Origin of the sequence: Curtobacterium sp. BRB10, from assembly GCF_031844325.1 — a bacterium.
In the GTDB taxonomy this organism is placed as follows: domain Bacteria; phylum Actinomycetota; class Actinomycetes; order Actinomycetales; family Microbacteriaceae; genus Curtobacterium; species Curtobacterium poinsettiae_A.
In genome coordinates, this window is the sequence record NZ_JAUZVA010000003.1 from 342089 (window position 1) to 367866 (window position 25778).

31 protein-coding genes are annotated in these 25778 nt (G+C 71.9%); 10 read left to right on the forward strand and 21 right to left on the reverse strand.

Features of this window, described 5'->3' with window-relative positions:
* Positions 1–159: 159 nt before the first annotated feature.
* Complete coding sequence (locus Q9R26_RS08425) at positions 160–1290, forward strand: DUF475 domain-containing protein (RefSeq protein ID WP_311227008.1); 1131 nt, start codon at positions 160–162, stop codon at positions 1288–1290.
* Between the two features lie 136 nt (positions 1291–1426).
* A complete protein-coding gene (locus tag Q9R26_RS08430) occupies positions 1427–3028 on the forward strand; it encodes a Na+/H+ antiporter (protein ID WP_311227009.1) in 1602 nt (533 codons plus the stop codon).
* A 122-nt stretch (positions 3029–3150) separates the two neighbouring features.
* Here Q9R26_RS08430 and Q9R26_RS08435 read toward each other — a convergent pair whose 3' ends face one another.
* Complete coding sequence (locus tag Q9R26_RS08435; RefSeq protein WP_311227010.1) at positions 3151–4098, reverse strand: helix-turn-helix domain-containing protein; 948 nt, start codon at positions 4096–4098, stop codon at positions 3151–3153.
* Between the two features lie 115 nt (positions 4099–4213).
* Here Q9R26_RS08435 and Q9R26_RS08440 point away from each other — a divergent pair, with 115 nt between their 5' ends.
* The 3 genes from Q9R26_RS08440 to Q9R26_RS08450 all read left to right on the forward strand — a co-directional run bounded on the left by Q9R26_RS08440 (position 4214) and on the right by Q9R26_RS08450 (position 5503).
* Positions 4214–4849: an isochorismatase family protein gene (locus Q9R26_RS08440; protein ID WP_311227011.1), complete on the forward strand. Its 636-nt coding sequence runs from the start codon at positions 4214–4216 to the stop codon at positions 4847–4849.
* A gap of 89 nt (positions 4850–4938) precedes the next feature.
* Positions 4939–5094, forward strand: a complete 156-nt coding sequence (locus tag Q9R26_RS08445; protein WP_262138046.1) for a zinc transporter permease — start codon at positions 4939–4941, stop codon at positions 5092–5094.
* 118 nt (positions 5095–5212) lie between these two features.
* Entirely contained in the window at positions 5213–5503 is a 291-nt protein-coding gene (locus tag Q9R26_RS08450) for a metalloregulator ArsR/SmtB family transcription factor (protein WP_311227012.1), read from the forward strand.
* Between the two features lie 25 nt (positions 5504–5528).
* On the opposite strand, the gene Q9R26_RS08455 is transcribed toward Q9R26_RS08450, so the two are convergent.
* The 20 genes from Q9R26_RS08455 to Q9R26_RS08550 form a co-directional block, all read right to left on the reverse strand.
* Positions 5529–6203 carry a cation diffusion facilitator family transporter gene (locus Q9R26_RS08455; protein ID WP_374222218.1) on the reverse strand — a complete coding sequence of 225 codons (675 nt, stop codon included), beginning with the start codon at positions 6201–6203 and terminating at the stop codon, positions 5529–5531.
* Positions 6200–6541 (reverse strand): helix-turn-helix transcriptional regulator, encoded by a 342-nt coding sequence (locus Q9R26_RS08460; protein WP_182065415.1) that lies wholly within the window; start codon positions 6539–6541, stop codon positions 6200–6202. The genes Q9R26_RS08455 and Q9R26_RS08460 overlap by 4 nt, the downstream gene beginning before the upstream one ends.
* 82 nt (positions 6542–6623) lie before the next feature.
* Positions 6624–6797 carry a hypothetical protein gene (locus Q9R26_RS08465; protein ID WP_311227013.1) on the reverse strand — a complete coding sequence of 58 codons (174 nt, stop codon included), beginning with the start codon at positions 6795–6797 and terminating at the stop codon, positions 6624–6626.
* A 167-nt stretch (positions 6798–6964) separates the two neighbouring features.
* A complete protein-coding gene (locus Q9R26_RS08470; RefSeq protein WP_311227014.1) occupies positions 6965–8140 on the reverse strand; it encodes a flagellar hook protein FlgE in 1176 nt (391 codons plus the stop codon).
* Positions 8141–8199: 59 nt separating this feature from the next.
* On the reverse strand, positions 8200–8643 hold the full coding sequence (locus Q9R26_RS08475) for a flagellar hook assembly protein FlgD (RefSeq protein ID WP_071403921.1): 444 nt from the start codon (positions 8641–8643) through the stop codon (positions 8200–8202).
* Between the two features lie 25 nt (positions 8644–8668).
* Positions 8669–10108, reverse strand: coding sequence for a flagellar hook-length control protein FliK (locus Q9R26_RS08480; RefSeq protein ID WP_311227015.1), 1440 nt, complete (start codon positions 10106–10108; stop codon positions 8669–8671).
* Entirely contained in the window at positions 10105–10842 is a 738-nt protein-coding gene (locus tag Q9R26_RS08485) for a C40 family peptidase (RefSeq protein WP_311227016.1), read from the reverse strand. Before Q9R26_RS08485 ends, Q9R26_RS08480 begins: the two co-directional genes overlap by 4 nt.
* The gene (locus tag Q9R26_RS08490; RefSeq protein ID WP_182065409.1) at positions 10839–11270 is read right to left on the reverse strand and encodes a flagellar FliJ family protein; all 432 of its coding nucleotides are present in this window, start codon (positions 11268–11270) and stop codon (positions 10839–10841) included. The genes Q9R26_RS08485 and Q9R26_RS08490 overlap by 4 nt, the downstream gene beginning before the upstream one ends.
* Positions 11270–12613, reverse strand: coding sequence for a FliI/YscN family ATPase (locus Q9R26_RS08495; RefSeq protein ID WP_311227017.1), 1344 nt, complete (start codon positions 12611–12613; stop codon positions 11270–11272). The genes Q9R26_RS08490 and Q9R26_RS08495 overlap by 1 nt, the downstream gene beginning before the upstream one ends.
* A complete protein-coding gene (locus Q9R26_RS08500) occupies positions 12610–13284 on the reverse strand; it encodes a hypothetical protein (RefSeq protein ID WP_311227018.1) in 675 nt (224 codons plus the stop codon). The genes Q9R26_RS08495 and Q9R26_RS08500 overlap by 4 nt, the downstream gene beginning before the upstream one ends.
* A complete protein-coding gene (gene fliG, locus Q9R26_RS08505; RefSeq protein WP_311227019.1) occupies positions 13277–14329 on the reverse strand; it encodes a flagellar motor switch protein FliG in 1053 nt (350 codons plus the stop codon). Before fliG ends, Q9R26_RS08500 begins: the two co-directional genes overlap by 8 nt.
* Positions 14326–15996, reverse strand: coding sequence for a flagellar basal-body MS-ring/collar protein FliF (gene fliF / locus Q9R26_RS08510; protein ID WP_182065403.1), 1671 nt, complete (start codon positions 15994–15996; stop codon positions 14326–14328). Before fliF ends, fliG begins: the two co-directional genes overlap by 4 nt.
* Positions 15996–16337, reverse strand: coding sequence for a flagellar hook-basal body complex protein FliE (gene fliE, locus Q9R26_RS08515; RefSeq protein ID WP_071244597.1), 342 nt, complete (start codon positions 16335–16337; stop codon positions 15996–15998). The genes fliF and fliE overlap by 1 nt, the downstream gene beginning before the upstream one ends.
* Positions 16337–16732 carry a flagellar basal body rod protein FlgC gene (locus Q9R26_RS08520; RefSeq protein ID WP_017886136.1) on the reverse strand — a complete coding sequence of 132 codons (396 nt, stop codon included), beginning with the start codon at positions 16730–16732 and terminating at the stop codon, positions 16337–16339. The genes fliE and Q9R26_RS08520 overlap by 1 nt, the downstream gene beginning before the upstream one ends.
* Positions 16729–17073 (reverse strand): flagellar basal body protein, encoded by a 345-nt coding sequence (locus Q9R26_RS08525; RefSeq protein ID WP_017886135.1) that lies wholly within the window; start codon positions 17071–17073, stop codon positions 16729–16731. Before Q9R26_RS08525 ends, Q9R26_RS08520 begins: the two co-directional genes overlap by 4 nt.
* A gap of 233 nt (positions 17074–17306) precedes the next feature.
* Positions 17307–17555: a hypothetical protein gene (locus Q9R26_RS08530; protein ID WP_182065401.1), complete on the reverse strand. Its 249-nt coding sequence runs from the start codon at positions 17553–17555 to the stop codon at positions 17307–17309.
* Positions 17556–17622: 67 nt separating this feature from the next.
* Positions 17623–18096 (reverse strand): flagellar export chaperone FliS, encoded by a 474-nt coding sequence (gene fliS / locus Q9R26_RS08535; RefSeq protein WP_084740422.1) that lies wholly within the window; start codon positions 18094–18096, stop codon positions 17623–17625.
* Positions 18097–18107: 11 nt separating this feature from the next.
* Complete coding sequence (gene fliD, locus Q9R26_RS08540) at positions 18108–19496, reverse strand: flagellar filament capping protein FliD (RefSeq protein ID WP_262138030.1); 1389 nt, start codon at positions 19494–19496, stop codon at positions 18108–18110.
* Between the two features lie 103 nt (positions 19497–19599).
* Entirely contained in the window at positions 19600–20439 is an 840-nt protein-coding gene (locus Q9R26_RS08545; RefSeq protein WP_182065398.1) for a flagellin, read from the reverse strand.
* Positions 20440–20557: 118 nt separating this feature from the next.
* Positions 20558–21373, reverse strand: coding sequence for a sigma-70 family RNA polymerase sigma factor (locus Q9R26_RS08550; protein ID WP_311227020.1), 816 nt, complete (start codon positions 21371–21373; stop codon positions 20558–20560).
* A gap of 443 nt (positions 21374–21816) precedes the next feature.
* On the opposite strand from Q9R26_RS08550, the gene Q9R26_RS08555 reads away from it, so the two are divergent.
* From Q9R26_RS08555 to Q9R26_RS08575, 5 genes are all read left to right on the forward strand, one after another.
* Positions 21817–22302: a flagellar protein FlgN gene (locus tag Q9R26_RS08555; RefSeq protein ID WP_071403931.1), complete on the forward strand. Its 486-nt coding sequence runs from the start codon at positions 21817–21819 to the stop codon at positions 22300–22302.
* Between the two features lie 4 nt (positions 22303–22306).
* Positions 22307–23728, forward strand: a complete 1422-nt coding sequence (flgK, locus tag Q9R26_RS08560; protein WP_311227021.1) for a flagellar hook-associated protein FlgK — start codon at positions 22307–22309, stop codon at positions 23726–23728.
* A gap of 2 nt (positions 23729–23730) precedes the next feature.
* Positions 23731–24612, forward strand: coding sequence for a flagellin (locus tag Q9R26_RS08565; protein WP_311227022.1), 882 nt, complete (start codon positions 23731–23733; stop codon positions 24610–24612).
* Entirely contained in the window at positions 24609–24977 is a 369-nt protein-coding gene (fliW, locus tag Q9R26_RS08570) for a flagellar assembly protein FliW (RefSeq protein ID WP_311227023.1), read from the forward strand. Before Q9R26_RS08565 ends, fliW begins: the two co-directional genes overlap by 4 nt.
* Positions 24978–25182: 205 nt before the next feature.
* Positions 25183–25758 carry a hypothetical protein gene (locus tag Q9R26_RS08575; protein WP_311227024.1) on the forward strand — a complete coding sequence of 192 codons (576 nt, stop codon included), beginning with the start codon at positions 25183–25185 and terminating at the stop codon, positions 25756–25758.
* Positions 25759–25778 lie beyond the last annotated feature (20 nt).

Here is a 25778-nt window from a genome sequence, read left to right on the forward strand (position 1 = left end):
TTCAACACGCGAACACCGGTGTTTTGCGTTTCCCCCCGACTGCCCGTCCCCGCAAGTGGGGACGGGGCGTCACCCGTCTGACGGGGTCCCCACGGGCCTCCAGGCCGATGCCCAGGAGCGCTCCATGCGCCGCCCAGCCCGACCGTGCTGGATGGGCAGATGGCCACGAGATCTCTCCTGACCGTCCCCCTGCTCATCACCGTCGCGGCCGCCGCGGCGGCCTGGCTGGCGCTCGGCCCCGCCGCAGCGCTGGCCTTCGTCGCCCTCGCGTTCCTCGAGATCGCGATGGCCGCGGACTCGTCCGTGCCGATGGCCGGCATCGCCGGCCGGCTGCACTCCCCCGCCCGTCGACTGTTCCTGTCGCTCGGCATCGTCGCGGGCGTGCTCGCGATGCGCCTGCTCCTGCCGCCGGCCGCCGTCGCGGTCGGTGACGCGACCGACCCGGCGAGCTCGGTGGAGGAAGCCGTCTTCGCGCCCGGCTCGTTCTCCGCGCACCTGGCCGAGGTGCGTCCCGCCCTCGCCGCCTTCGGCGCCGCGTTCATCTGGCAGGTCTTCGCCGAGTACCTGTTCAACACCGACCGCGCGTCCCGCAGGTCGTGGCTGGGCAGCCTGGAGGCGAGACTCGCTTCCGTCGCGCGACCCCGTGTGTGGTCGCTGGTCACCGCTGCGACCGGGGTCGTCGTGACCTCCGTGCTCGTCGGCGCGCGTTCCGGCTGGGTCGCCGGTGCGCTGCTGCCGGTCGCGCTCGGCGGGGTGGCCGGCATCGCCGCGTACCTCGTGTCGAAGCGGACGGCGGCGTGGGCTCTGCGCAGCGGCCCCGGCGGCGGGTCGGACACGGCGTCGATCGGGGTGGGCCGCGGAGCCTGGCGCATCCACCTCTACGCGTCGACGGTCGTGTTCGAGCGGGGGCTCGTGGTGTTCATGCTCTTCGAGATCCTCGACGGCGTGTACAGCTTGTCCGGCTCCGGGCCGCTCGGGTCGGACGGGCTCGGGGCACTCGAGCAGGCCGCGGTCGCCGTCGGTGCGATCGGGGTCGGGGCGGTGTTCCTGGCCCGCCTGACCTCGCGGGTCGACGAGGCCGCTGGCCTCAAGCGGCTGCGGTACCTGAAGGCCGGTGCGGCGTACGTCCTCGGGGTGCTGTCGGTGCTGCTGTGGGCGAGTCTGCTCGTGCCGATCCCGGGCGTCGTCGTGGGGTGGTTCGGGACCGTCGTGATCGGGTCGGCGCTGGTGAGCTCCCTGCCGTGGCGAGCGTGGTGGCGGCGGGTGGTGCGGCGGCCGCGGGCGGTGTGAGCGGCGGCTCGTGACGCGTCGTGCGGTGTCGTGCGGCGCGTCGTTCGGCTGTGGTGCGGCGCGTCGTCCGGCTGTTCTGGAAGGATCCACCGTGGATCGGCGTTGACTGGCGGGTCGGACGACGATCGGAGTGCACGTGCTGGGACCGGAACTGGTGGTCGTGCTCGGCCTCGCCATCGCACTGACGGCGGCCGTGGCCGACCGGATCCGGATCGCACCACCCGTGCTGCTCCTGGTCTTCGGCGCGCTGCTCGGGCTCGTGCCGGAGTTCGCGGACGTCGAGCTCCCCGCCGAGGCCGTGCTGCTGCTGTTCCTGCCGGCGCTGCTGTACTGGGAGAGCCTGACGACGTCGCTCCGCGAGATCCGGAAGAACCTGCGCGGCATCGTCCTGATGGGCACCCTGCTGGTCGTGGTGACCGCCGGTGCCGTCGCCGTGCTGCTGCACCTGCTCGGGATGCCGTGGGGGCCGGCCTGGGTGCTCGGCGCCGCGGTCGCCCCGACCGACGCGACCGCGGTCGGTGTGCTCACGAAGATGCTGCCGCGGCGGAACGTCACGGTGCTCCGCGCCGAGAGCCTGGTGAACGACGGCACCACCCTCGTCGTCTACGGCATCGCGGTGGCCGTCACCGTCGGCACGCAGGAACTCACCTTCTGGGGTGTGTCCGGCATGCTCGTCCTGTCCTACATCGGCGGGGTCGCAGCCGGCCTCGCCGCCGCCTGGATCGGGACGATGGTGCTGCGGCGCGTCGACACCGTCGTGCTCGAGAACCTCGTCACCCTGCTCGTGCCCTTCGCGGCCTTCCTGGCCGCCGAGGCCATCGGCGCCTCCGGCGTGCTCGCCGTCGTGGCTGCCGGCATCGTCGTCAGCCAGGTCGGCCCCAAGCTCGACCGTGCCGAGACCCGCCAGCAGGTGCGCGCGTTCTGGTCGTTCCTGACCTTCCTGCTCAACGGCGCACTCTTCGTCCTGGTCGGCATCGAGGCGATGGTCGCCGCACGCGCGCTCGACCCCGCCGACCTGCTGCGCGGGACCGGCATCGTCTTCGCGGTCGCGGTGCTGCTCGTCATCGTGCGGTTCGCGTTCCTGAACGCCGCGGGCGGGACCATCTGGCTCGTCACCCGACGCACCGGCGGGGAACCCCGCGAGGGCCACCGCGACCGGCTCGTCAGCGGGTTCGCCGGGTTCCGGGGCGCGGTGTCACTCGCCATGGCCGTCGCCGTCCCGCGGACGCTCGAGTCCGGCGGTGACTTCCCCGAGCGCGACCTCATCGTCTTCGTCACCGCCGGCGTGGTCATCGTCACGATCGTCGGGCAGGCGCTCGTGCTGCCGGCCGTCCTGCGTCGGGCCGCGCTGCCCGAGGACGAGTCCGTCAGCGAGGAACGTCGCTACGCCGAACGCACCGCGATCGAGGAGGCGCTCGATGCGCTCCCCCGTCTCGCACGGTCGACCGGAGCCGATCGTGCGACCGTCGATCGCCTGCGGAAGGAGTACGAGGCGCATCTCGACGTGATCGAAGCCCGCGAAGGGGACGACGACGACCACCCGGCGCTGCAGCGGCACGACAACGCGGTCGCCCTCGAGCTCGCACTCGTCCAGCACAAGGCGAGGACCCTGTTGCGCCTGCGCGACGCCGACGAGATCGACGACCTGGTGCTGCGTCAGGTGCGCGCTGGGTACGACGCCGAAGAGGCGCGGCTGGGCGGCATCGAATCGGTGGCCTCACCGCCTTCGTCGTCGTAGGGCGAATCCGGGCACACCTGGTCGAATCGGGCGTACCCGGTCTGTCGTTCTGCCCAGGTACGCCCGTTTCCTGTTCCCATTGCAGCCGTGAGGGGAAGGAACGCTCTCGCTCGGCCGGTCGGTCAGGGCCGCGCGTCGAACCGTCGGCGGTAGCTCGAGGGCGTGCTGCCGAAGGCCACGGCGAAGTTCTGCCGCAGCGTGACCGGGTTGCCGAACCCGCACGCTGCGGCGATACGGTCGACGGGCAGGTCGGTGGTCTCGAGCAACCGACGGGCCTCGTCCAGACGGCGACTCCGTACCCAGGCTGCCGGGGTGGTGCCGGTCGACACCCTGAAGGCCCGGACGAAGCTGCGGCGGCTCATGTGGGCCGCCGCAGCGAGTCGGTCGACGCCGAGCTCCTCATCCAGGTGCTCGACCGCCCAGGCCGATGCCGTCGCCACCGGGTCGTCGCCCCTGTGCTGCACGACCGGCCGCTCGATGTACTGGGCCTGCCCGCCTTCGCGGTGCGGCGCGACGACCAGGCTCCGCGCGACCCGGTTCGCCGCCTCGGCGCCCAACCGCGTCCGCACGACGTGCAGGCACGCGTCCAGCCCGGAGGCCGTGCCCGCCGAGGTCAGCACGTCCCCGTGATCGACGTAGAGCACGTCGGCGTTAACGGTGACGTCGGGGTGCGCGGCGGTGAGCCGGTCGACCTCGCGCCAGTGCGTGACGGCGCTGCGTCCCGCGAGGAGCCCGGCACCGGCGACCGCGATCGACCCGAGGCACAGACCGACCACGACCGATCCCCGCGCGTGCGCCTCGACGACCGCCCGCTCCGTCGGTGTCGGCAGGCGGGTTCCGTCGTCGGTCCAGGACGGCACCACGACCAGGTCGGCGTCCGCCGCGGCGTCGAGCCCCTGAACCGGGCCGAGCGTCAGCCCCTCGGCAGTCCGGACCGAACCGGGCCGGTCGGAGAAGACGACGGTCTGCCAGTCGTCGAGCCCGAGGCGGGTGACCTCGTCGAACACCATCTGCGGGACCGACAGGTGGAACATCGTGATGCCGTCGAAGGCGTAGATGGCGATCCGCACGCGGGACTCCTCCGGTTTGGCCTGGATCCATCGTACCGTTGCACACGTGCCAATCGCACCGAGCGCATCGAAGGACGAGGATCGTCGAGTACGCCCACCGACCCAAGGAGCTCCCGTGTCCGATCCCCAGCGCGCCCTCGTCCTCGTCGACATCCAGCTGGAGTACTTCAGCGGTCCGCTCGAGGTCCGGTTCCCGCCCGTCCGCGACGCACTCGCGCAGATCACGACCGCGATCGACGCCGCGACCGCTGCCGGCACGCCGATCGTCGTCGTCCAGCACACCGCCGGCGACGCTGCGCCGGTGTTCAACCCGACGACGGAGGCGTTCGCCCTGCACCCCGAGATCGAGCGACGACGGACCCCCGAGTGGCACCAGGTCACGAAGCAGTTCAGCTCGATCTTCGCCCACACGGACCTGCTCGCCTGGCTGCAGGAGCGGTCGGTCGACACGGTCACCCTGGTCGGCTTCATGACGAACAACTGCATCATCGCCTCGGCCGCCGAGGCGGAGGCGCTCGGCGTCGCGGTCGAGGTGCTGTCCGACGCGACCGGGGCGATCAACATCGTCAACGCCGGCGGGGCCGTGTCCGCCGAGACGGTGCACCGCACGCTGATGGCACTGCTGCAGTCGAACCTCGCCGCCGTCGCACCGACCGCGGAGTGGACATCGGCGCTCGCCGCCGGAGTGGCGATCCCCCGTGACGCCCTGCCGACGTCGGCCACCGCGGGCGCCCAGCGCTTCCCCGCCTGACATCGGTTCTCATCTATAAATGTATTGCAACTTCTGCATGTGTGATCTACGCTGAGGGCATCCCAACCGACGATCAGCAGGAGGTCACCATGGCCGAGCACGAGAACAGCGCAGAGCACACCATCGCCGAGCACACCCACCAGGACGGCTGCGGCCACGAGGCGGTCCAGCACGAGGACCACGTCGACTTCGTCCACGACGGTCACAAGCACGCCCAGCACGGCGACCACTACGACGAGCACTGATCCTGATCAGCGCAGGCCCGTGATCAGCACCGATCAACGGACCTGCACGACGGCCCCGACGCACCGCGCCGGGGCCGTCGTGTTGCATGCACGTATGCGCGTGCGCTTACATGAGTCCATGTCAGACGGGATCGAAGCAGCGGCCGAACTCTTCAAGGCGCTGTCCTCGCCCGCCCGACTCCGGATCCTGTCGGCGTTGATCTCCCAGTCTTCCGACGTCGGCTCCCTCACCGAAGCGACCGGGCTCTCGCAGCCCCTGGTGTCCCAGCACCTCCGCACGCTGCGGCTCGCGGGCATCGTGCAGGTCGAGCGCCTCGGGCGGAACGCCGTGTACTCGCTGCACGACGAGCACATCGCCCACATCGTCGGCGATGCCGTCAGCCACGTGCGCGAGGCCGAAGCCGGCTGAGCTCCCGATCGCCGTCGGACACCGCTCAACAGCAGTCGCAGCCGTCGCCCTCGCGCTCCCCCGTCAGGGCCGAGACGGGCTGCTTGCACGAGTCTCCACGCCAGGCCTCGAGCCCCTCGCGCACGGCGAAGACCACCACGACGAGTCCGGCGAGCGGATCGGCCCACCACCAGCCGAACAGGCTGTTCGCCAGCAGGCCGAGCAGCACCGCCGCCGACAGGTAGCTGCAGATCAGCGTCTGCTTCGAGTCGGCGATCGCCGATGCCGAGCCGAGTTCGCGTCCGGTCCGCCGTTCGACCAGGCTCAGGAACGGCATGACCGCCAAGCTCACCGCCGCCAGGACGATGCCGACCGGACTGTGCTCCGGGGACCGGACACCCGTGAAGGTCAGGACGGCATCGACACCGACCACGACGGCGAGCCCGAAGAACGAGACCGCGATCACCTGCAGCGCCGTTCGTTCCCGGGCCTCCGGGTCGCGCCCGGCGAACTGCCATGCGACGGCCGCTGCCGACAGGACCTCGACGATCGAGTCGAGCCCGAAGCCGATCAGCGCGGTGGAGGAGGCAACCGAGCCGGCGGCGATCGCCACGACGGCCTCGATCACGTTGTAGGCGATGGTCGCCGCGACGATCCACCGGATCCGCCGCCGCAGCACCACGACGCGGACGGGCGAGAGCGACAGCGCAGCGGTGGTCACCGCTCGACCGCGCATCCGTCGTCCGCGGTCCGGCCGTCGTCGGCGACGTCCACCGCCAGCACCACGTCGACCAGGGACTCGAGCGCGCGGGTGAGGTTGCGGTCCGCGATCTCGTACCGCGTCCGACGCCCCTCGGGCACGGCGACGACGATCCCGCAGCCGCGCAGGCACGCCAGGTGGTTCGACACGTTCGTCCGCGTCAGCTCGAGTTCCTCGGCGAGCCGCGCCGGGTAGCCGGGTTCGTCGAGCAGCCGGAGCAGGATCCGCGCACGCGTGGGGTCGGAGAGGGCCCGCCCGAGACGGTTCAGCACGTCGTGCCGCGAGGCAATGGTCAGCATCTGCTGACCATACCCGTGCCGTGCCGTGCCCTGGACGCCACCGTTCGGGACGACGCGTGACGCACCCGGACAGCGCTCCGGCTCAGACGTCGGAGAGCCGCCGCCCGGTCAGCGCGTCGTTCCAACTCGTCCGGGCGCCGGGAGCACGCGACTCGTGCACGCCTTCGTGGCCGCGTGGTCGATCACACCGCCAGCGGTCGAAGACGCTGCGGCAGCGGTGGTCGGACTGGTGGTCGGTGTCGGGGTTGTCGTGCATCGCACCGATGAGACGTGACGACGCGCCATTTCGTCACGTACCGCCGCGGATCTTCCTGCACCGCGGACGATGGTGAGCAGGAACGGTCGAGTCCCCCTTCAGCACCCGACCGTTCCTGCTCACCAAGCGCCCGCGACGCGAGCGCCCGGCGACGCGATCCACGGCGCCTAGCGCTTCAGGTTCGTCAGCTCCTGCAACACCTCGTCCGAGGTGGTGATGATGCGGGCGTTCGCCTGGAACCCGCGCTGCGCGACGATCAGGTTCGTGAACTCCTGCGACAGGTCGACGTTCGACATCTCGAGCGTCCCCGCCGCGAGCGAACCGACGCCCGCCGAGCCGGGACCGCCGACCGTCGCGCCACCCGAGTTCGCCGTGGCACGGTAGCCCGACGCCCCGGTCTTCTCGAGGCCGGCCGGGTTGGCGAACGTGGCCAGCGCGATGCGGCCGAGGGCGAGCGACGCGCCGTTCGAGAACGTGCCGGTGACGGTGCCGTCCTTCGAGATCGAGTAGCCCTGCAGCGCCCCGGCCTCGCGGCCGTTCTGCGAGCCGATCGCCGCCGTGTTGAGCGAGGCGAACCCGGTCAGGTCGCCCATGTCGACCCGGATGCCACCGACGGCGAGGGTGCCGCCGGTGGTCAGCTTGCCGTCGGTGCCGAAGGTCAGCGAGGTCGTCGCCGTGGTGCCCTGGCCGTTGCGCCCGGTGACGTCCCAGCCGTCGGCGGTGCGCGTGTAGGCGAGCGACATCGTGTGCTTCGCACCCGAGGCGTCGTACACGGTGGCCTCGCGCGTGATGGTCTGGCCGACGGCGGTCTCGGACGGCAGGTTGCCGGCGACGGTGGCGGCGGTGGTGCGGACCGCCGGGGCTGCTGCTTCGAGCGGCAGCGTGATGTCGGACAGCTGGCCGTTCTCGTTGACGACGCCGTTCGTGGCCGGGTAGCCCTGCACGATCTTGCCGTCGGCGGTGACCAGGCGGCCGTCCGCGTCGAAGTCGAACGCACCCGCGCGGGTGTAGACGGTGTCGTTGCCCAGGCGGGTGACGAAGAAGCCGTCGCCCGAGATCATCAGGTCGGTCGCCTTGCCGGTGGCCTGCGCCGAGCCCTGGGAGAAGTTCGTGGAGACCCCGGCGACCTGCACGCCCAGGCCGATCTGGGCCGGGTTCGTGCCGCCGATGCCGGTCTGCGGTCCGCCGGCACCCTGGGTCATCTGCGACAGGGTGTCCTGGAAGACGGTGGTCGACGACTTGAAGCCGACGGTGTTGACGTTGGCGATGTTGTTGCCGGTGACGTCGAGCATCTGCTGGTGGGAGCGGAGGCCGGAGATCCCGGAGTAGAGCGAGCGGAGCATGGTGCGTCCTTTCGGAGAGGCAGGAAGTGCGAGGAAGTACGAGGAAAGAGGAGCGGGCGTCAGGACGCCGGAGCGGTGGTGGTGATGCCGGAGATCACGTCGAGAGCGACCTCCTTCCCGTTCACGGTGACCGTGGGGACGCTGTTCGCGTACGACACCGCCGAGGCGGTCCCGGTGACGGACTTGCCCGAGTCGGCGTCGGTGTAACTGACCTGCTTGCCGACGAGGTTCGCTGCGGCGATGCGCATCTGGAGCGAGAAGTTCTCGTTCCCCGTCGTGGTCTGGTTGGTGATCTGCTCCATCATCGCGAGCTGCGTCTGCTGGCCGATCATCTGGTTGGTGTCCATCGGCGACGACGGGTCCTGGTTGCGCAGCTGCGTGACGAGCAGCTTCATGAAGACCTCGGAGTCCATCGTCTGGGACTTCTGGGCGGTGGAGTTCGCGGCGAGGGCCGCGGCCTGCGCGGTCGGGTCCACGCTGCCGGTGATGCCGTCGATGGGCATGGTGCGTTCCTGTTCGTGAGCCGGATCAGGCGAGGACGTCGAGTCCCGCGGTGCGGATGGAGGGCGTGTGGGCGGTGGGCTGCGGACGCGGGGTGACCCGCGCCTCCAGGCCGGGGTCGCCAGGCAGTGCACGCGTACCCGGACGCTCGTCGCGACCCGGCGCGTCCTGCGGCTGGTTCTGCGACGACAGGTCGAGCGTGGTGCTCACGCCGGTGCCCGCCGCGTCGCGCCGCAGGTCCGGCAGGACCTGGCGGACGGCCTCGCGGCCGGCGTCCGACGCGGCGAACAGCTCGACGTGCATGCCGTGCGCGGTGACGTGCGCGCGGACCGTGACCGGGCCGAGGCTGTCCGGCACGACCTGCACGGTGACGACGTGCTCGCCGGGGCCGGCCTGTGCGAGCGAGAACACCGGTCGCGCCAGCTGCTGGGCGAGCGGTGGCGGAGTCGGCGTGGTCGTCGCGGCGGGCGCGGTGGTCGGCGTCGTCGACATGACGAACGGCGTCTCGCCACCGCGCGTCGGAGTGACGGCCGGGAGGCCCGGATCACCCGGCGTCGACGCCTGCTGCTCCGTCCCGTGGCCGGCTCGGGAGCCGGGGCCGGCCGCCGGGGCGGCCGTGACGACCGGCGCCTGGCCCGGCGTCACGGTGGCAGTGTCGCCGTCAGCGGTGCGCGTGGCGGCGGGGGCCGCGATGGCGGCAGCGGCCGTCGGGGTGGTGGTCGCCGCGTCGGTCGCGGCGGTGGTCGTCGAGACAGCGGTCGTCGAGACGGCGGTCGTCGCGGCGGTGGTGGTCGCGGGGGTGGCGCCCGCGACGATCGTCGCGGCGGCGACCGGAGACGCGGTGCCGGCGGGCGGCACGGCGGGGGTCGCCGCGGCCGTGGTCGCCATGCCCGTCGTCGCTCCGGCAGCGTTCTGCCGTGCCCCACCCGACGCCGGCGCCTGCTGCGGGGTCGCCCTGCCGAGGGCGGTGGTCGGTGCCGGGGTCGACGGGACCGGCGTCGAGGCGTCCTCGTTGACCGACGCCGGTGTCGCGGTCGTTCCGGCGGTCACCCCCGGGGCCACGACGACGTGCTGGTCGCCGGCGGGCGTCTCGGCGGCGCCGGTGACCGACTGGTCCCCCGTGCCACTCGCGAGGCCCGCCGGAGCGGTCGGTGCGGCCACGGCCACGAGTCGGGCGGCGAGCAGCGCCTGCGCGTCGCCCGACGGGGAACCGGTCGCGGGCATCGACTGGTCCGACGCGGACGCGGACGGCGTGGCGGCGGTGCTCGGCGTCGCGGCCGAGCCGTCCGCCGTGCGGCCGTCGGTGTCGTCCCGCCCGGCCGCACCGTCTCCGGGGCGCCGCTCGGTCGCGACGGCGGCGGTCAGTGCTGCGCCGAAGGACCCGGCAGCAGCGAGGTCGGACGATGCACCCCGGGTGGAGCCCGGTGCGGTGGGCAGGGACGGCTGGGTGGCGATGGTCAGGCTCATGCGGCGCTCCCGGACTGCATCATGGACAGCAGCGCGGCGGTCTGCAGGTCGGTCGCGGAGCGCGCTGCCGAGGCGCTCGGCGCGGCGACGGCCGCCGGGGCCGCCTGCGCGGGGACGATCCGGCGGATGGTCGCGATGTCGGCGTCGGAGTACCAGTTGTCGACGATCCGGACGTCCTTGCCGGGGCGCGGCGCGTGCAGCACCTTGCCGTCGCCGACGTAGATGACGACGTGGCCCTCGCCCTTCGGGATGATCAGGTCGCCGGGCTGCGCGTCCTTCAGGGAGCCGACCTCGACGCCCATCTTCGCCTGGTCCGGCACGACCCGGGGCATCGTGACCCCGAGGTCCTTGAAGACCGTCTGCACCAGGCCCGAGCAGTCCATGCCCGCGGTCGTCTCCCCGCCGAACACGTACGGCACGCCGAGGTACTTCTTCGCATCGGCCACCACGTCGGCCCCGGTCGCACCGCTGCCGGTGGCGAGGGTGCCGGCCCCGGCGTCGACCGAGGTCGCGGGGGCACGGGTGGCAGTCGGGCTCGCTGCGGCGGTCGCACCGGCAGCGCTCGCGGCGCCGGTCGTGCCGTCGGCGGTGGCGAGGGCGTCGGCGAAGGCCGAGGACCCTGCGGCGCCGCTGGTGGCCGAGGCGGTCGGGGTAGCCGTGGCCGTCCCGCCACGCAGCGTGTCGATCTGGGACCGGATCTCCGAGATCCGGGAGAGCACCGCTTCGACGCTCATCGGGCACCACCTTCCGTGCGGCGTCGTGCCGCGATCTCGTCGAGGGCGTTCTGTTCGGTTCGGAGTTCCTCGGCCGCCTGCTGCTCGGTGTGCTTGCCCTCGAGCTTCTCGAGGCCGACGGCGGCACGACGGGCGGCGGTGTACTCCTGCTGCGCCCGGTCGGCGTCGGCACGGCGGTTCTGCACCACGGCGTCGAGCTCCTCGAGCATCCCGCGGGTCGCGGCACGGGCTGCGGCGACGGCGCTCAGGGTGGCGGCGTCCTGGATGGGCTGGGCGTCCTCGCTGTCGGCGAGGCTGCGGCGTGCGGCGATCCGGGCGTCGGCCGCGTCACGGACGCGTTCGTTCGCGGCGGCCAGCGTGGCGGCGGCACGGTCCTGTTCGGTGTGGCGCAGGCGCAGGAGTCCGGCGAGCGGGAAACGGCGGGCCATCACGACACCCCCAGCTGCTGCACCAGGCCACCGAGGCGCTGCCAGGAAGCGTCGGCGGTCGCCCGCTCGTCCATGCCCTGGCGCAGGAACGCGTCGATCGATCCCTGGTGGTCGACGGCCGCGTCCACGAGCGGGTTCGATCCGCGCTGGTATGCACCGACGTCGAGCAGGTCCTGGGCGCCGGCACGGGCGGCCATCACCTTCCGCAGCGCGGTGGCGGCGGCACGCTGCTCGGGTCGGGTGACCTTCGAGGCGACGCGGGACACCGAGCCGAGGGCGTCGACCGACGGGAAGTGTCCGGTGATCGCGAGCGTGCGGTCGAGCACGACGTGGCCGTCCAGGATGCTCCGGGCTGCGTCGGCGATCGGCTCGTTGTGGTCGTCGCCGTCGACCAGCACGGTGTACATGCCGGTGATGCTGCCGACCCGGTCGGTCCCGGCGCGCTCGAGCAGTCCCGCGAGCACCGAGAACGTCGACGGCGGGTAGCCCCGGGTGGCCGGCGGCTCCCCCACCGACAGGCCGATCTCGCGCTGCGCCATCGCGACGCGGGTGAGCGAGTCCATCATGAGCACGACGTCCTGCCCGGCGTCGCGGAACGACTCAGCGATGCGGGTGGCCACGAACGCGGCGCGCAGGCGCATCAGCGCTGGTTCGTCGGAGGTCGACACGACGACGATCGAGCGGGCGAGCCCCTCGGGTCCCAGGTCGTCCTCCAGGAACTCGCGCACCTCACGGCCGCGCTCCCCCACCAGGGCGATGACGTTGACGGCCGCGTCGCTCCCGCGCGCGATCATCGACAGCAGCGAGGACTTGCCCACGCCGGACCCGGCGAACAGGCCCATGCGCTGCCCGCGGCCGACGGTGGTCAGGGTGTCGAGCACGCGGACGCCGAGCTGCATCGGGGTGTCGATGCGGGTCCGGGCCATCGCGCTCGGGGTGTCGTGGTCGAGCGGGACCCGGGTGACCGGTTCGCCGCCGGGGCCCGCGAGCGGGCCGCGGTCGTCGATCGGTCGGCCGAGTCCGTCGAGCACGCGGCCGAACAGACCGGGTCCGGTCGGCACGAGCACCGGACGGCCGGTCGGACGCGCCGGGGTGCCCGCGGTCACGCCGGTCAGGCGGCCGAGCGGCATGCAGCGGACGCCGGAGGCATCGGTGGCGACGACCTCGACCGCGGTCTGTTCGCCGTCCTCGGTGCCGACCGTGACGACCTCGCCGACGCGGGCGTCGAGTCCGGCGATCGTCAGCCCCAGGCCGACGGCGCTCGTGACGACACCGACCCGCTGGGGTGCGGCCCGCAGGAGCGCCTCGTCGAGACCCCGCGGACGGAGCAGCGTGGCGGTCACCGGCCGGCTCCCGACGCGTCGACTCCGAGGGCGGTGCGTGCGCGGTCGAGCGCTGTGGCGATGCGCGCGTCGAGCATGCCGTCCGGCAGGTCGACGACGGCGTCGCCGTCGCGCAGGGCGCCGTCCGCGACGACCGGCACCGGCAGCTCGAGGCCGGCGACGCGCGCGGCGTCCGCCGGGCTCAGCCGGACGGCCACCGGGACCGTGCGGTCCACGGACGCGAGCGCCCGCCGGACGGTGACTTCGGCGCCGGACGCGATCCGGGCCTCCCGGCTGCCCTGTCCGTCCGGACCGTCGGTGACGGTCGCGTCGTGGGCGGGCCTGGAGGCGCGGACCACGTTGCCGACGATCGCCTCGGCCAGGTCGACTGCCGCACTCGCGACGGACGCCTCGGCGTCCGCCAGGACGGGTGCGACCGTGGAGAGCATGGCGTTCGTGGCAGCGTCGAGGACCGCGATCCGGCGTGCCGTGTCGGCCTGCAGGGCGGTGATCCGCGCGGCGTGCTCGGCCTCGAGCCGGGCGCGCAGGGCGTCGGTCTCGGCCTGCGCGGCCCGCAGGCCGGCGGTGTAGCCGGCCGCGTGCCCGCGGACGTCCGCGCTCGACGCGCGCTCGCGGCCGGCGGCGTCGGCGAGCACCGGGAAGTCGACGCGGTGCACGACGGTGTCAGTCAACGAGCTCGTCCTCCTCGGCGCGGTGCACGGTGACGACGCCCTGTGCCTCGAGCTCGCGCACGGACCGGACGACCTCGGCGCGGGCTTCCTCGACCTGCGAGACGCGGACCGGACCCATGGCCTGCAGTTCGTCGTCGAGCAGTTCGCGGTTGCGCTCGGACACGTTCGCGCGGATGGTCTCGACGACCGGCCCGGGTGCGCCCTTCATGGCGGTCGCGAGGATCTTCGAGTCGATGCCGCGCAGCACCTGCTGGATGTCGCGGGACTCGAGCTTCACGATGTCCTCGAAGGTCAGCATGCGGGAGCGGATGTCCTCCGCGAGCTCCGGGTCGCGGGCTTCGAGTCCCTCGAGCACGGCCTTCTCGGTCGCGACGTCCGAGCGGTTGATGATGTCGACCAGGGGCGCGATGCCACCGACGACCTCGACGCTCTCGCGCGGCGACACGACCGCCCCGGCGCGCTGGCGCAGCACACCGGCGACGATGCCGACGGCCTCGGGGGTCGCGCTGCCCATGGTCGCGAAGGCCTGGGCGACGTCGGTGCGGACGCGCTCGTCGATCCCGGCGAGCACGGCACTGGCCTGCCCGGGGCCCAGGTGGGCGAGCACGAGCGCGATCGTCTGCGGCAGCTCGCCCTCGAGCAGGGAGATGACCTGGCCGGGTTCGGCGTCGTCGAGGAAGTCGAACGACTGGCCGGCGAGGTTCGAGGCCAGACGGTCCATCACGCCGGCGGCCCGCTCGGCGCCGAACGACGCCTCGAGCAGCCCGAGGGCGGTCTCCTTGCCGCCGCGCTTCTGCAGCCGGCCGCTCATCGTGATCCGGTGGAACTCCGACAGCGTCTGGTCGACGACGGTGTCCTCGACGCGGCGCATCCGGACGATCTCGGCGGAGATCTCCTCGGCCTCCATCTCGGTGAACTGCTTCATCACCTCGGCGGCGCGGTCGGTCTCCATCTGCATGAGGATGAGCGCGACCTTCTGCGCACCGGTCAGGGCACGGTCGCTCGGTCCGGAACCGCCGCCGGGGCTCGGCACGAGCGCGCTCACACCGGTGCCCGGTCGTCCAGCAGCCCGCGCAGGAGCTCGGCGGTGCGCTTCGGGTCGCGCTCGGCCAGGGCGGAGATGTCCTGACGGCGGCGCTCGGCGGTGATCTCCTCGGTCGTGAGCACCTCGGTGGGGGCGTCGCCGGCGGGCATCGCCGACAGCACGGCGGTCGGGGCGTCACCGGCGCCGAGCGTGGCGCGGTCGTCGACGCCGTCCATCGCGAGGGGCAGCTGGAACGTCTCGCCGGCGAAGGCGTCGAGCTCGCCGAGGTCGACGGCCTCGCGCTCCTGCTTCCGGTTGCGGCGGGCGACGAAGAACATGACCGCGATGACGGCGAGGACGATGCCGATCACGATCCCGGCGGTGCGGATCGACGACCACAGTGCTTCCTGCTGGTCGGCCTTCTGCTGCGCCTCGAGGGCCTTGGCGGCCTGGTCGGAGGCGCTCGTGTCGAAGTCCATCATCGCGACCTTGACCTGGTCGCCACGGTTCTGGTCGACACCCGCGGCGGCCGAGACCAGGTCGTTGATGCTCTGCAGGTTCGCGTTCTGCACGGCGGCGGCCTTCGAGTTCAGCGCGACCGAGATGGTCTGCCGGTCGAGCCCGCCCGAGGGGATCTGCGTGGTCTCGGTGGTGTGGTCGACGGCGTTGTTCTTCGTCGCCGACTCGTTCTTGTACCCGTCGTCGCCGGTGCCGCTCGTCGCGGTGCCGTTCGGGACGGCGATGTTGTCCGGGCCGAGGACCCCCGTCGCGCCGCTCCCTGCGCCCGAGCCCGCGCCGTACTCCTCGGTGGTGCTCGACTCGTTCAGTGCGACCGGGCCCGACGTGGGAGACGTGTAGCTCTCGGACGTCCGGGTGCCGGACTCCTGGTTCATCGTCCCGGAGACCACGACGGTCGCGTTGCCGACGCCGAGCGTGGTGTCGAGCAGGTCCTGGATCTTCTTGCTCGTCGCCGCGTCGTAGTCGGCGGCCTGGTCGGCGCCGCTGCCGGTCGCACCGGTGCCGACCGCGGACAGGGTCTGGCCCTTCGCGTCGACGACCGAGACGTCGGTGGGCTGCATGCCCTCGACCGAGGCGCTCGTCAGGTGCACGATGGCCTGCACCTGGTCGGTGCTCAGCTGCGTGCCGTTCTCGGTCGCGATGAACACCGACGCGGTCGGGTCCTTCTCCTCGGAGACGAACACCGACTTCTCCGGGATCGCGAGCTGCACGGTGGCGGTCTGCACGCCGTCCATCGCACCGATGGTCTTGGCGAGCTCGCCCTCCATCGCGCGCTTGTAGGTGACGTCCTGCTGGAACTCCGAGCTCGTCACGCCCATCTTGTCGAGCAGCGAGTAGCCACCCTCGTTCGACGACGGCAGGCCGTTCGACGCCGCCTTGAGCCGCTCCGAGTACACCTGCGCCTGCGGCACGAGGATCGTCGCACCGCCGTCGGTGAGCTGGAACGGCACGCCGTCGGTCTGCAGCTGGTCCGTGATGGAGCTCGCGTCGGCCGCGGCGAGCCCGGTGAAGAGCGGGGCGTAGGACGCCTTGCCGAGCCAGGACGCGAGGGCGATCCCACCGAGCACGAGCGCCGCGATCGCCAGGATCGCGATGGTGCGCTGGGCGGCGGAGAAGCCCTTCACGTAGGCGCTGAGGCGCGCGAAGACGTTCTTGACGGCGACGGGCATCAGGCCTGCATCCTCATGATCTCGTTGAAGGCGTCGACGCCCTTGTTGCGGACGGCGGAGACGAGCTCGAGCGTGACCTGCGCGCGGGTGGCGGCGATCGTGGCGTCGTGGATGTCGTCGAGGTTGCCGGTCACGGCCTTGAGCGCGAGGGTCTTCGAGTCGCTCTGCAGCGACTGCAGCCCGTCGACGGCGTTGCCGAGGCTCGCGGCGAACCCGCTGCCGTCGGTCGTCGCGCCGGCGGCTGCGGTGGCGTTCGTGCTGTCGCTGGACGTCCCCGACACACTCGTCAGGGCGTTCGTCATCGCGTTGGTGGTCACACCGTTCACGGCGTCGATGGGCATCAGTTCTTCCCGATCTGCAGTGCCGCCTCGTAGGCGGTCTTGGCACGGTCCACCACGGCGGCGTTCGCCTGGTAGCCGCGCTGGGCCATGATGAGGTCCGCCATCTGCGTGCCGAGGTCGATGTCGGGCATGCGGACGTAGCCCTCCTCGTTGGCGAGCGGGTTGTCCGGGTCGTAGGTCACACGGCCGGCGGCGCTGCCGAACGCGGCGCCCTTGACGTAGGCGCCCGAGACGCCGGCGCCCTCCTGCACCTCGACGTACCGCGCCTGGAACGCGGTGTCGTCCATCGACTTCACGGTGTTCGCGTTGGCGATGTTGTCCGAGACGGCGTCGAGCCACTTCCGGTGCACGGTCAGGCCGGTGCTCGCGATGCCGATCGCGTCGAAGGTCGTCACGAGTTCGTCCGCATCGCCGCACGGACGCTCGTGAGCTCGGAGTTCATCGCCTGCGTGGCGAACTGGTACCGCAGCACGGTGTCGATGTTCGACAGCGTCTCCTCGTCGAGGTTGACGTTGTTGCCGTTCGTGTTCGTCGGCTCGAGGCTGCGCGCCATCGTCGGCGTGGTGGCGCCGTCGCCGTCCACGATCGACTTCGCCAGGGCGTCCTCGAACTGGACCTTCTCGGCGTGGTAGTTCGTCGTGTTGATGTTCGCGATGTTGTTCGCGATCACCTTCTGGCGCATCGACAGACCGTCGAGTGCGCTCTGCAGCGCGACGCTCGTCACGGAATCGAACACGGGGGTCCCCTCGTCAGGCGTCGTCGGTGCGACGTCGCCGTGCGGTGGTGGCCGATCCCTGGCCGAACTGGTGAGCGATCCGTGCTCGAGTGGCGCTATCGGAGCCCGCCGTCCGCCGCGTTAGGCGTCGCCCCGAACGGGGGGCGGGTACTGCGGGGCGGAGCACTCGAGATGCGACAGAGCACCCGTCGATCGACGGGTGCTCTGTCGCAGAACTGGTGTGGGGGCGCGGGTCAGGCGGAAGCGTCGAGGTACACGGAGCCGCGGGGCTCGCGCGTGGCGTCGACGGCGCGCAGGGCACCGAGGTGCTCCAGCGTCGAGCGGCGGTCCGCCTCGAGCACCGTCATGCGGTCCCGCTGCGCGGCGAGCAGCCGGGAGGCCCGTCCCACCAGGTCACGCGGCAGCGGTCCCAGCCCGGCCGGCTCCGACCACCCGGCCACGGCCGTGGGATCGGCCGCCTGCCCGGCGGCGTCGTGCTCCATGGAGGTGAGGAGGGCCTCCCATGCGGCTCGTCCGTCCGTCTGCTCAGGCGACAGCTCTTCGGAGGGATCAGGCGACACCGAGGGCTCCCCCGGTCGGCTGCTGCGTGGCGGGCGTCGCGGGGAGCGACGCGGCCGCCTCGTGCCACGACTGGCGGAGCGGCTCGAGGATCCGGATGCAGTCGCGGGTGGCCTGCACGTCGCGGTGCACGTTCGCCGTGATGAGCGAGGTGGAGGCGTAGTTGTAGACGGCGAGCAGCCCCTCACCGCCGTCCCAGACGTCGATCCGGAGGGTGCTCGAGAGTTCGCCGACGATCGCCTGGGCGTGCAGGAGCTGCTCGCGGGCGGCCTCCCAGTCGGCGGCGACCTGCGCGGCCTCGGCACGGTGCAGGTCGAGCAGCAGCCGGTCGTAGAGCATCGTCACGAGCTGCGCCGGCGTCGCCGACAGCACGGCCTCGTTCGTGTACTGAGCGCGACGCTGGTCGGTGACGGTGCGCGGCTGGGCGGCCTGGCGGAAGGCGGCTGCCTGGAAGTCGAAGGTCATGGTCGTTCCCGTCAGCTCGACGTCGAGGCCAGCTGGCTGGCGAGCCAACTCGACTGCGACTGGAGCTTGCTGAGGCTGGTCTCGAGGGATGAGTAGAGGGTCTGCAGGGCGGCCCGGCGCATCGTCAGCCGGTCGGTCCAGCTGTCGATCTGGGTGTTGAGGTCCTTGGCGACGGCCTGTTGTCCGGTGATGGACGTGGTGACCGAGCCGTCGTACTTGTCGGAGGCGGCGGTGGCCGCGGCGCCGACGTTCGCGGCGACCCCGGAGAGCATCGCCTGGGTGGCCTTCGGGTCGGCGGCGAGTGCCTTCTGGAAGACCTCGGGGTCGAAGGTGAAGCTGCCGTCCTTAGTGATCACGATGCCGATCGTCGACGGCGACTTGCCGTCGACCGGGGCGGACATCGTGCTCGTGAGCCGCTGCACGGCATCGCGGGACGCACCGTCGCCGAGCAGGACGCCGGCCTTCGTCGTCGTGGTGCCGCTCGTCGCGCTGGTCGAGCTCGACACCGCGGTGTTCGTCTTGTAGTAGGCCGCGACCGCGTTCATCGCGTCGACGAGCCCGGAGGCCACGGACTGGGCCTTGGTGGTGTCCTGCGCGACCGTCACCGTGACCGGGTCGGTGGTGACCTTCGACACGGTGACGTCGAGCCCGGGGACGAGTCCGGTGAAGGTGTTCGTGGCGCTGGTGACCGTCTGCGCGGCGGCGGTGCCGGCCCAGAGGGTGACGCTGGCGTCGGTGGCCGCGGTGACGACGGCGGCACCGGTCTCGCTGAGGACGTTCGTCGCGGTGCCCGCTGCCACGTCGTCGGCGCCGCCCCGGTACACCTGGAAGCCACCGGCCGAGCCGGTCTTGGCGGACGTGAGCTGCAGGCGGTAGAGCTTGGTGCCGTCGGCGTCGGTGCCGGCGGAGACCTTCGTCGCGGTGACGCCCGCACCGGACTTGTTCAGGGCGGACACGGCGTCGTCGAGCGAACCGGACGCCGGTGTCACGGTGGTGGACTTGCCATCCGCGCCGACGATCGTGATCGGCTGCGCACCGGTCGACCACGACGACATCGCGGCCGTCACCCCGACCTGGGCCGAGGCGGTCGAACCGACGGTGAAGCTGATGGAGCCGGCGGTCGCCCCGGTCCCGGTGACGGCGGTGACGGTCGGCGCGGTGCTCGTCGCGGCGAAGAGGTCGAGCGACGAGGCCTTCGCGGCGTCCGCGGCCTTGGTGGCGAGGCCCTGGATCAACCCGTTGAGCGTCTGCAGTGACGAGATGAACGAGTTGGTGGTGGTCAGCTTGTTCTTGAGCAGGGTCTGCGGGACCCCCTCGACGCTCATCAGCGAGTTGATGAGGTCGGTCGTCTTGAGACCGCTGACCAGACCGTCGATCGCGAGGCTGGTGCTCGAGGACACGGACGAGGACATCGTCGACACTCCCTGGCGTCGTGGAGGTGGTCAGGACGGCGGGATTCGCCCTCCGCGCCCGAAGGGGCCCGGAGGGCGAACCACGTGATGGCTAGCGCAGGAGCGAGAGCACGCCCTGGGTGCTCTGGTTCGCCTGCGCGAGCATCGAGGTGCCGGCCTGGCTGAGGATGTTGTCGCGCGTGTACTTGACCATCTCCTCCGCCATGTCGACGTCGGTGATGCGCGAGGAGGCAGCGGTGAGGTTCTCCTTGGCCACGTTCGTCACGTTGATGGCGTGGTCGAAGCGGTTCTGGACGGCACCGATGCTCGAACGAGCCGAGGAGACGTACTTGATCTGCTCGTCGATCGCGGTGATGGCGGCCTGAGCGTTCGTCGCCGAGTCGAAGGTGAGCGCGCCGACCGCGGTCGACACGGACTCCACGTTCGACTTCGACAGGTCCACGTCGATCTGGCTCGCCGCGTCGCCGTTCGCGCCGACCTGGAACTTCAGGACGCCTGCGGTGCCGGCGGAGCCGTCGAGCAGGTTGATGCCGTTGAAGTTGGTCGACTCCGAGATGCGGGTGAGCTCCTTGGTGAGCTCGCCGACCTCGGTGGTGATCGCTGCGCGGGAGTCCTCGTTGTTCGAGTCGTTGCCGGCCTGCACTGCCAGGTCGCGCATGCGCTGGAGGATCGAGTGGGTCTCGGTGAGGCCACCTTCAGCGGTCTGCACGACGGAGATGCCGTCCTGCGCGTTGCGGGCGGCGACCGTGAGGCCACCGACCTGGGACTTCAGCCCCTCGGAGATCGACAGACCGGCAGCGTCGTCGGCAGCACGGTTGATGCGGAGACCCGACGAGAGCTTCTCGAGGGACTTCGACAGGTCGTTCTGCGTCGCGTTGAGGTTCCGGTACGTGTTGAGTGCCGAGAGGTTGGTGTTGATGGACATACCCATGGTGGTTTCCTCCGTGAATGTGGGTCGTGCGTCGGCCCGTCCGTGGGCTGACATGGATGACTCTCGACCGGTTGCCGGGAGTCGTTAGGGGATCGGCGGAGAAGTTTCCGCCGACGTCTCAACTCGCCGCGACGGCCGGGCCGGACGCGGCGTCGTGCACGGCACGGGCGACACCGGCGGCGGCGTTCGTGGCGACACGGGCGAGGTAGGCGCTCCGGCGGGCCGCGGTGGTGCGGCTCGCCGGCTCGACGGTCGTGCCGTCGCCGTAGTGGGCGGCGAGTCCGTCGTGCAGCAGGCGCATCGCCTCGGAGCGCTGCTGCGAGACGGCCGAGTGCGTGATGCCGAGCTCGGCGGCGACGTCGGTGACCGAACGGTCGCCGAAGTACACGGCCTCGACGATGAAGCGCATCCGCTCCGGCAGGGCCTCGACCGCGGCGCGGAGGTACCGGCGCTTCTCGGTCTCGAGCAGGTCGTCCCCGGGCAGCGGCAGGTCCGCGGCCACGAGGTCGTGGACGCTCTCGTCGAGCGGCGCGACCGTCCGGGCGGCGTCGCTCATCGCGTCCACGGCGGTCTGCTTGTCGACACCCATGGCGTCCGCGATCTCCTGCGCACCGACGCTCCGGCCGAGGCGTGCCGACAGCGCCTCCTGCGTGGCCAGGGTCTCGCGGATCCGCTTCCGGGTGCCGCGGGACGCCCAGTCGGCCGAGCGCATGTCGTCGGCCAGCGCACCGGCGATCCGGGTGCGGGCGTAGGCGCCGAACGGCACGCCGAGGGTGGGATCGAAGGCCTCGGCCGCTGCGACGAGTGCGAGCGAGCCGACGGCGGCGAGGTCGTCGCGGTCCAGGTGCGTCGCCCGGGAGCGGACGTCGGCCACGATGTAGCCCACGAGCGGGAGGTGCTCCACGATCATCGCGTTGCGTTCGGTGCGGTCCATGCTGTTCCCCTGGTCGACCTGACGTGTGTCGGCTCACCCGTCCGTGGGCGCGACGGACGCCGGCCTCGGATGGCCGGTACGTACGCCGAAGAGCCGCTCGGGTCCCTCCGAGCGGTGCACGCCGCATCGTTGCCGAGCGGTTCCGGGTGTCCCCCGGGGTGCGTTCCGAATGTATCGGCTGGCAATGCGCTGTACGGGGGTGGATCAGTCCCCAGTGCGGGGGTGTTCCCGGTGTTTCGCGGTCGGCATTTGTGGGGACTCCGGGAAGAGAACGGTCGTTCTCGTCCCCCAACTGGGGCCGTCGGGGCATGCGCGGGCCGATGTCCGGTCCACGCACTCCCCGGCGGGGCTTACGGCCCGTGCAGGGACGTCGATAGATCCCGTTGTCCGCAGGATGACGGACCGGGGACCACCCCCGACGAACCACCACCCGGGAGGAGCTGATGAGCGTGAACGACCTGTCCGCCGTGCTCTGGCGCGAACGCGAGCTGCTCGAACTGCTGACCTTCAAGCTCGAGGAGGAGCAGCTGCTGCTCACCGCGGGCCGCTCCCGCTGGGTGTCGCACGCCAGCCGCGAGGTCGAGCAGGTCCTCGACCGGCTCCGCAGCACCGGCCTCGAGCGTGCCGCGCAGAGCGCCGAGGTCGCCGAGGAGTGGGGCGTCCCCGCCGACGCTCCCCTGCGCGACGTCGTCGCCGCTGCACCGAACGGGCCGTGGGGCGAGATCCTGTCGTCGCACCTCACCGCGATGGTCGAACTGACCACTCAGATCGGCGCCCTGCGCGACGAGAACGACCGGTTCCTGCGTGCCGCCGCCCAGGCCACCGAGGAGACCCTGGCGGGGACCGTCACCGGCGCCGCCACCTACGACGCCAGTGGCACGTCCGGCGCGGGCCAGGACGGCGCACGCCTGTTCGAGGGGACGCTGTAGCACCGTGGTCAGCACCTTCGGATCCCTCGCGACCGCGTACTCCGGCCTCGCCGCGGCCCGTGCCGGCATCGACGTCACCGGCCAGAACATCGCGAACGCCGGCACCGCCGGCTACACGCGACAGCGCGTCACGCAGAACTCGATCCCCGCGACCCAGACCGGGTTCATGCGGGGCACCGCGGCCCTCGCCGGCCAGGGCGTCTCGGTCGACGGCATCGCCCGCCTGGCATCGCTGACCCTCGACGCCGGCCTCCGCGTCGCCGCCGGTTCGTCGGCCTACGCCGATGCCCGTGCCACGGCGCTCTCCGCCCTCGAGACCGGGTTGCACGAGCCCGGCAAGGACAGCCTGAGCGCCAAGCTCGACGCGTTCTGGTCGTCCTGGAGCGAACTCGCCAGCCACCCCGACGACCCGGGTGCCGCCAGTGCCGTGCTCGGGGCCGCCGGCACCGTCGTCGCCGCCCTGGCCGCCGGTTCGAAGGCCGTCGACGCGCAGTGGTCCTCGGTGCGCGGCACCCTGACCGGACAGGTCGCGCAGCTGAACGGCGCCGCGGAGCAGGTCGCCGACCTCAACGGCCGGATCCGCACCGCGCTCGCCTCGGGCGGCAACGCGAACGAGCTGCTCGACCAGCGTGACCAGCTCACGCAGCAGATCGCCACGCTCGCCGGCGGCACCACCCGGACGAACGCCGACGGCACCGTCGACGTGCTCCTCGGAGGCAACCCGATCGTGCAGGGCACCGACGCCCGCTCGGTCGCCCTCGGTGGCGGCGAGCGTCTGGCCGACGGCACAGCGGTCACCCTGACCTGGACCACCGGTACGGCCGGGGCGGTCGGGCTGAGCGGCGGGTCGATCGGTGGAGCACTCGCGGTCCTCGCACCCGCGTCCGGCACCGGTACCGGCGGCGCACTCGCCGAGGCCGCCGCGTCCTACGACGCCGTGGCCACGCGACTCGCCACCACCGTGAACGTCCTGCACGCCGCCGGGACCACCCCGGCCGGCACCACCGGCGCACCCTTCTTCTCCGTGGCGGCCGGAGTCCCCGCCGCCCAGGCACTCGGCGTCGTCCCCACGGACGCCAGCGGGCTGGCGACGCGGAACGCGGCGGGGGAACTCGACGACTCGTTCGCCGATGCGCTCGCGCGACTCGGGGCGTCGTCGGACGGTGCCGACCAGGTCTGGGCGACGTTCGTGGCGGGGGTGGGCACCGCCTCCAGGTCGGCGACGTCGGAATCGACGATGACCGGGCTCGCGCTCACCAACGCGCGCAACCAGCAGCAGTCGAACGCGGGCGTCGACCTCGACGAGGAGAACGTCAACCTGCTGAGCTACCAGCACGCGTACCAGGGCGCGGCGCGCGTCCTGACGGCGGTCGACGAGATGCTCGACACCATCATCAACCGCGTCGGACTCGTCGGGAGGGGCTGATCGTGATCACCCGTGTGACCACCCAGATGTCGATGGCGGCCGCCTCGGCCCGGCTGCAGGCCGGTGCCGCGCGGGTCGCCGAGCTCACCGACCAGGCCACGACGCTGCGTGCGATCCAGAAGCCCTCGGACGACCCGGTCGGCACCGCGTCGTCGATGCAGGTGCGCAAGGAGCAGGCCGCAGCCGCCCAGTACTCGCGGAACGCGAACGACGCCGCGGCGTGGCTCGCGACCACGGACAGCGCGCTGTCCGGCGTGTACTCGGTGCTCAACAACGTCCGCGACCTCACGGTGCAGGCCGCGAACTCGGGCACCATGAGCGACACCGACCGCGACGCGTTCATCACGCAGTTCCGGTCGCTCAAGGCCGACCTCGAGGCACGTGCCAACACCACCTACGGCACCCGTTCGGTGTTCGCGGGATCGTCGACCGCCGCTGTCGCCTACGACCCCGCGACGGGTTGGGCGGCATCGGGCACCGACGTGTCCCGTCGGGTCGGCGACGGCACCACGGTGCGGGTCGACACCGCCGGCACCGCGGTCTTCGGGCCCGGCGACGACTCGGTGTTCGGCATGATCGACTCCATCGTCAGTGACCTGCAGAACGGGGTGAACGTGAACGCTCGCATCGGGGACGTCGACACGGCGCTCGGGACCGTCCGCGGCGCCCAGGCCGACGTCGGCGTCCGGCACGCCGCCGCACTCGCGGCGCAGGACTCGCTGAAGTCCGCGACCGTCTCGCTCGAGACCCGCCGTGCGGGCATCGAGGACGTGGACCTCGCGAAGGCCGTCCTCGACCTGCAGGTGCAGCAGACCAACTACCAGGCAGCCCTCGCCGTCACCGCGAAGGTCCTGCAGCCGACCCTGATGGACTACCTCCGATGAGCATCTCCCTGACCTTCGCCGTCCCGCCGTTCGGGCTCGCCCCCGCCGCGGCCTTCGAGCTGTCGCCGGTCGACGGTGCCGAGGGGCTGTTCACGCTCGTCGGCGACGACGCACGGCTGTTCCTGCTCGACGCCGCGGTGCACCTGCCGACGTACGCGCCGGAACTCACCGACGAGCAGGCCGCCGGGCTCGGGCTGACCGACCCCGTCGACGCGATGCTGCTCGTCGTCGCGAACCCCGGCGCGTCCGGCACCACGGTGAACCTGCTCGCGCCGATCGTCGTGAACGCCCGGACGGCCGTGGGCGCGCAGGTCATCCTCGAGGAGCAGGACCTGCCGCTGCGGGCGGAGCTCGCGCGGGTGTAGCCGCGGGCGGTGCGGTGCGCTGCGCGGCGCTGCGCGGCTTCGCACGCGTTCTGCGACATTCCACCAGTCGTTCGACGCGTGGATCGTCGCAAGATGCACGCGCATTGCAGCTGATCAGTCCTGCACAGGTCATCGTCGCCGGCCGGCCCTCCACAGATCCGGCGATGGCGAGTGCTGGGCCACGAGGTTCGGCGAGCCTGGTGCCATGTCCAGAGCGAACGACGTCGAACTGATCCGCACGACGGGTGCGACCTCCGCCGAACGCCGTGCACTCGAGCGCGATGTCCGCCGCGGACGGTACGAACGCCTCCGCCCCGGCGTCCTCGTCCGCCCGGACGCACTCGACGGGATGCATCCCGGCGAGCAGCACCACGTGCTCGTCCGAGCCTCGGCGCACCGACTCCGAGCAACCGATGTCGTCTCACACCAGTCTGCGTGCGCAGTCCTCGGACTCCCGCTGGTCGGGACAGCACCACCCAAGGTGCACCTCGCCGATCCGACCACGACGCACACCCGCGTCACGGCGTGGTTCGTCCGGCACGGTGCACAGGGGCGGCCACCCGGAGTCCTCGTCGATCAGCAGGCGACACCCGTGACGACGGCCGCGAGGACCGCCATCGACGTCGCTGCGACGCGCTCCTTGCTCGAAGCACTCCCCGTCGTCGATGCCGTGCTCTCCCGTGGGCTCGCCGACCGTGAGGCGCTGGACGCGGAACACGCGTCGCTGGCCTCGGCCCGGACCAAGACGGGGATCGCGGTGGGGATGGGGTCGGCGCTGTAGGGGTCACCGGCGGAGTCGGT

Coding starts and splice junctions, on each gene's coding strand:
- Q9R26_RS08425 (WP_311227008.1), top strand. CDS start 160: ATGGCCACGAGATCTCTCCTGACCGTCCCCCTGCTCATCACCGTCGCG.
- Q9R26_RS08445 (WP_262138046.1), top strand. CDS start 4,939: ATGGCCGAGCACGAGAACAGCGCAGAGCACACCATCGCCGAGCACACC.
- Q9R26_RS08450 (WP_311227012.1), top strand. CDS start 5,213: ATGTCAGACGGGATCGAAGCAGCGGCCGAACTCTTCAAGGCGCTGTCC.
- Q9R26_RS08460 (WP_182065415.1), bottom strand. CDS start 6,541: ATGCTGACCATTGCCTCGCGGCACGACGTGCTGAACCGTCTCGGGCGG.
- Q9R26_RS08465 (WP_311227013.1), bottom strand. CDS start 6,797: ATGCACGACAACCCCGACACCGACCACCAGTCCGACCACCGCTGCCGC.
- Q9R26_RS08470 (WP_311227014.1), bottom strand. CDS start 8,140: ATGCTCCGCTCGCTCTACTCCGGGATCTCCGGCCTCCGCTCCCACCAG.
- Q9R26_RS08475 (WP_071403921.1), bottom strand. CDS start 8,643: ATGCCCATCGACGGCATCACCGGCAGCGTGGACCCGACCGCGCAGGCC.
- Q9R26_RS08480 (WP_311227015.1), bottom strand. CDS start 10,108: ATGAGCCTGACCATCGCCACCCAGCCGTCCCTGCCCACCGCACCGGGC.
- Q9R26_RS08485 (WP_311227016.1), bottom strand. CDS start 10,842: ATGAGCGTCGAAGCGGTGCTCTCCCGGATCTCGGAGATCCGGTCCCAG.
- Q9R26_RS08490 (WP_182065409.1), bottom strand. CDS start 11,270: ATGGCCCGCCGTTTCCCGCTCGCCGGACTCCTGCGCCTGCGCCACACC.
- fliF (WP_182065403.1), bottom strand. CDS start 15,996: ATGCCCGTCGCCGTCAAGAACGTCTTCGCGCGCCTCAGCGCCTACGTG.
- fliE (WP_071244597.1), bottom strand. CDS start 16,337: ATGCCCATCGACGCCGTGAACGGTGTGACCACCAACGCGATGACGAAC.
- Q9R26_RS08530 (WP_182065401.1), bottom strand. CDS start 17,555: ATGGAGCACGACGCCGCCGGGCAGGCGGCCGATCCCACGGCCGTGGCC.
- fliS (WP_084740422.1), bottom strand. CDS start 18,096: ATGACCTTCGACTTCCAGGCAGCCGCCTTCCGCCAGGCCGCCCAGCCG.
- Q9R26_RS08545 (WP_182065398.1), bottom strand. CDS start 20,439: ATGGGTATGTCCATCAACACCAACCTCTCGGCACTCAACACGTACCGG.
- Q9R26_RS08550 (WP_311227020.1), bottom strand. CDS start 21,373: ATGGACCGCACCGAACGCAACGCGATGATCGTGGAGCACCTCCCGCTC.
- Q9R26_RS08555 (WP_071403931.1), top strand. CDS start 21,817: ATGAGCGTGAACGACCTGTCCGCCGTGCTCTGGCGCGAACGCGAGCTG.
- fliW (WP_311227023.1), top strand. CDS start 24,609: ATGAGCATCTCCCTGACCTTCGCCGTCCCGCCGTTCGGGCTCGCCCCC.
- Q9R26_RS08575 (WP_311227024.1), top strand. CDS start 25,183: ATGTCCAGAGCGAACGACGTCGAACTGATCCGCACGACGGGTGCGACC.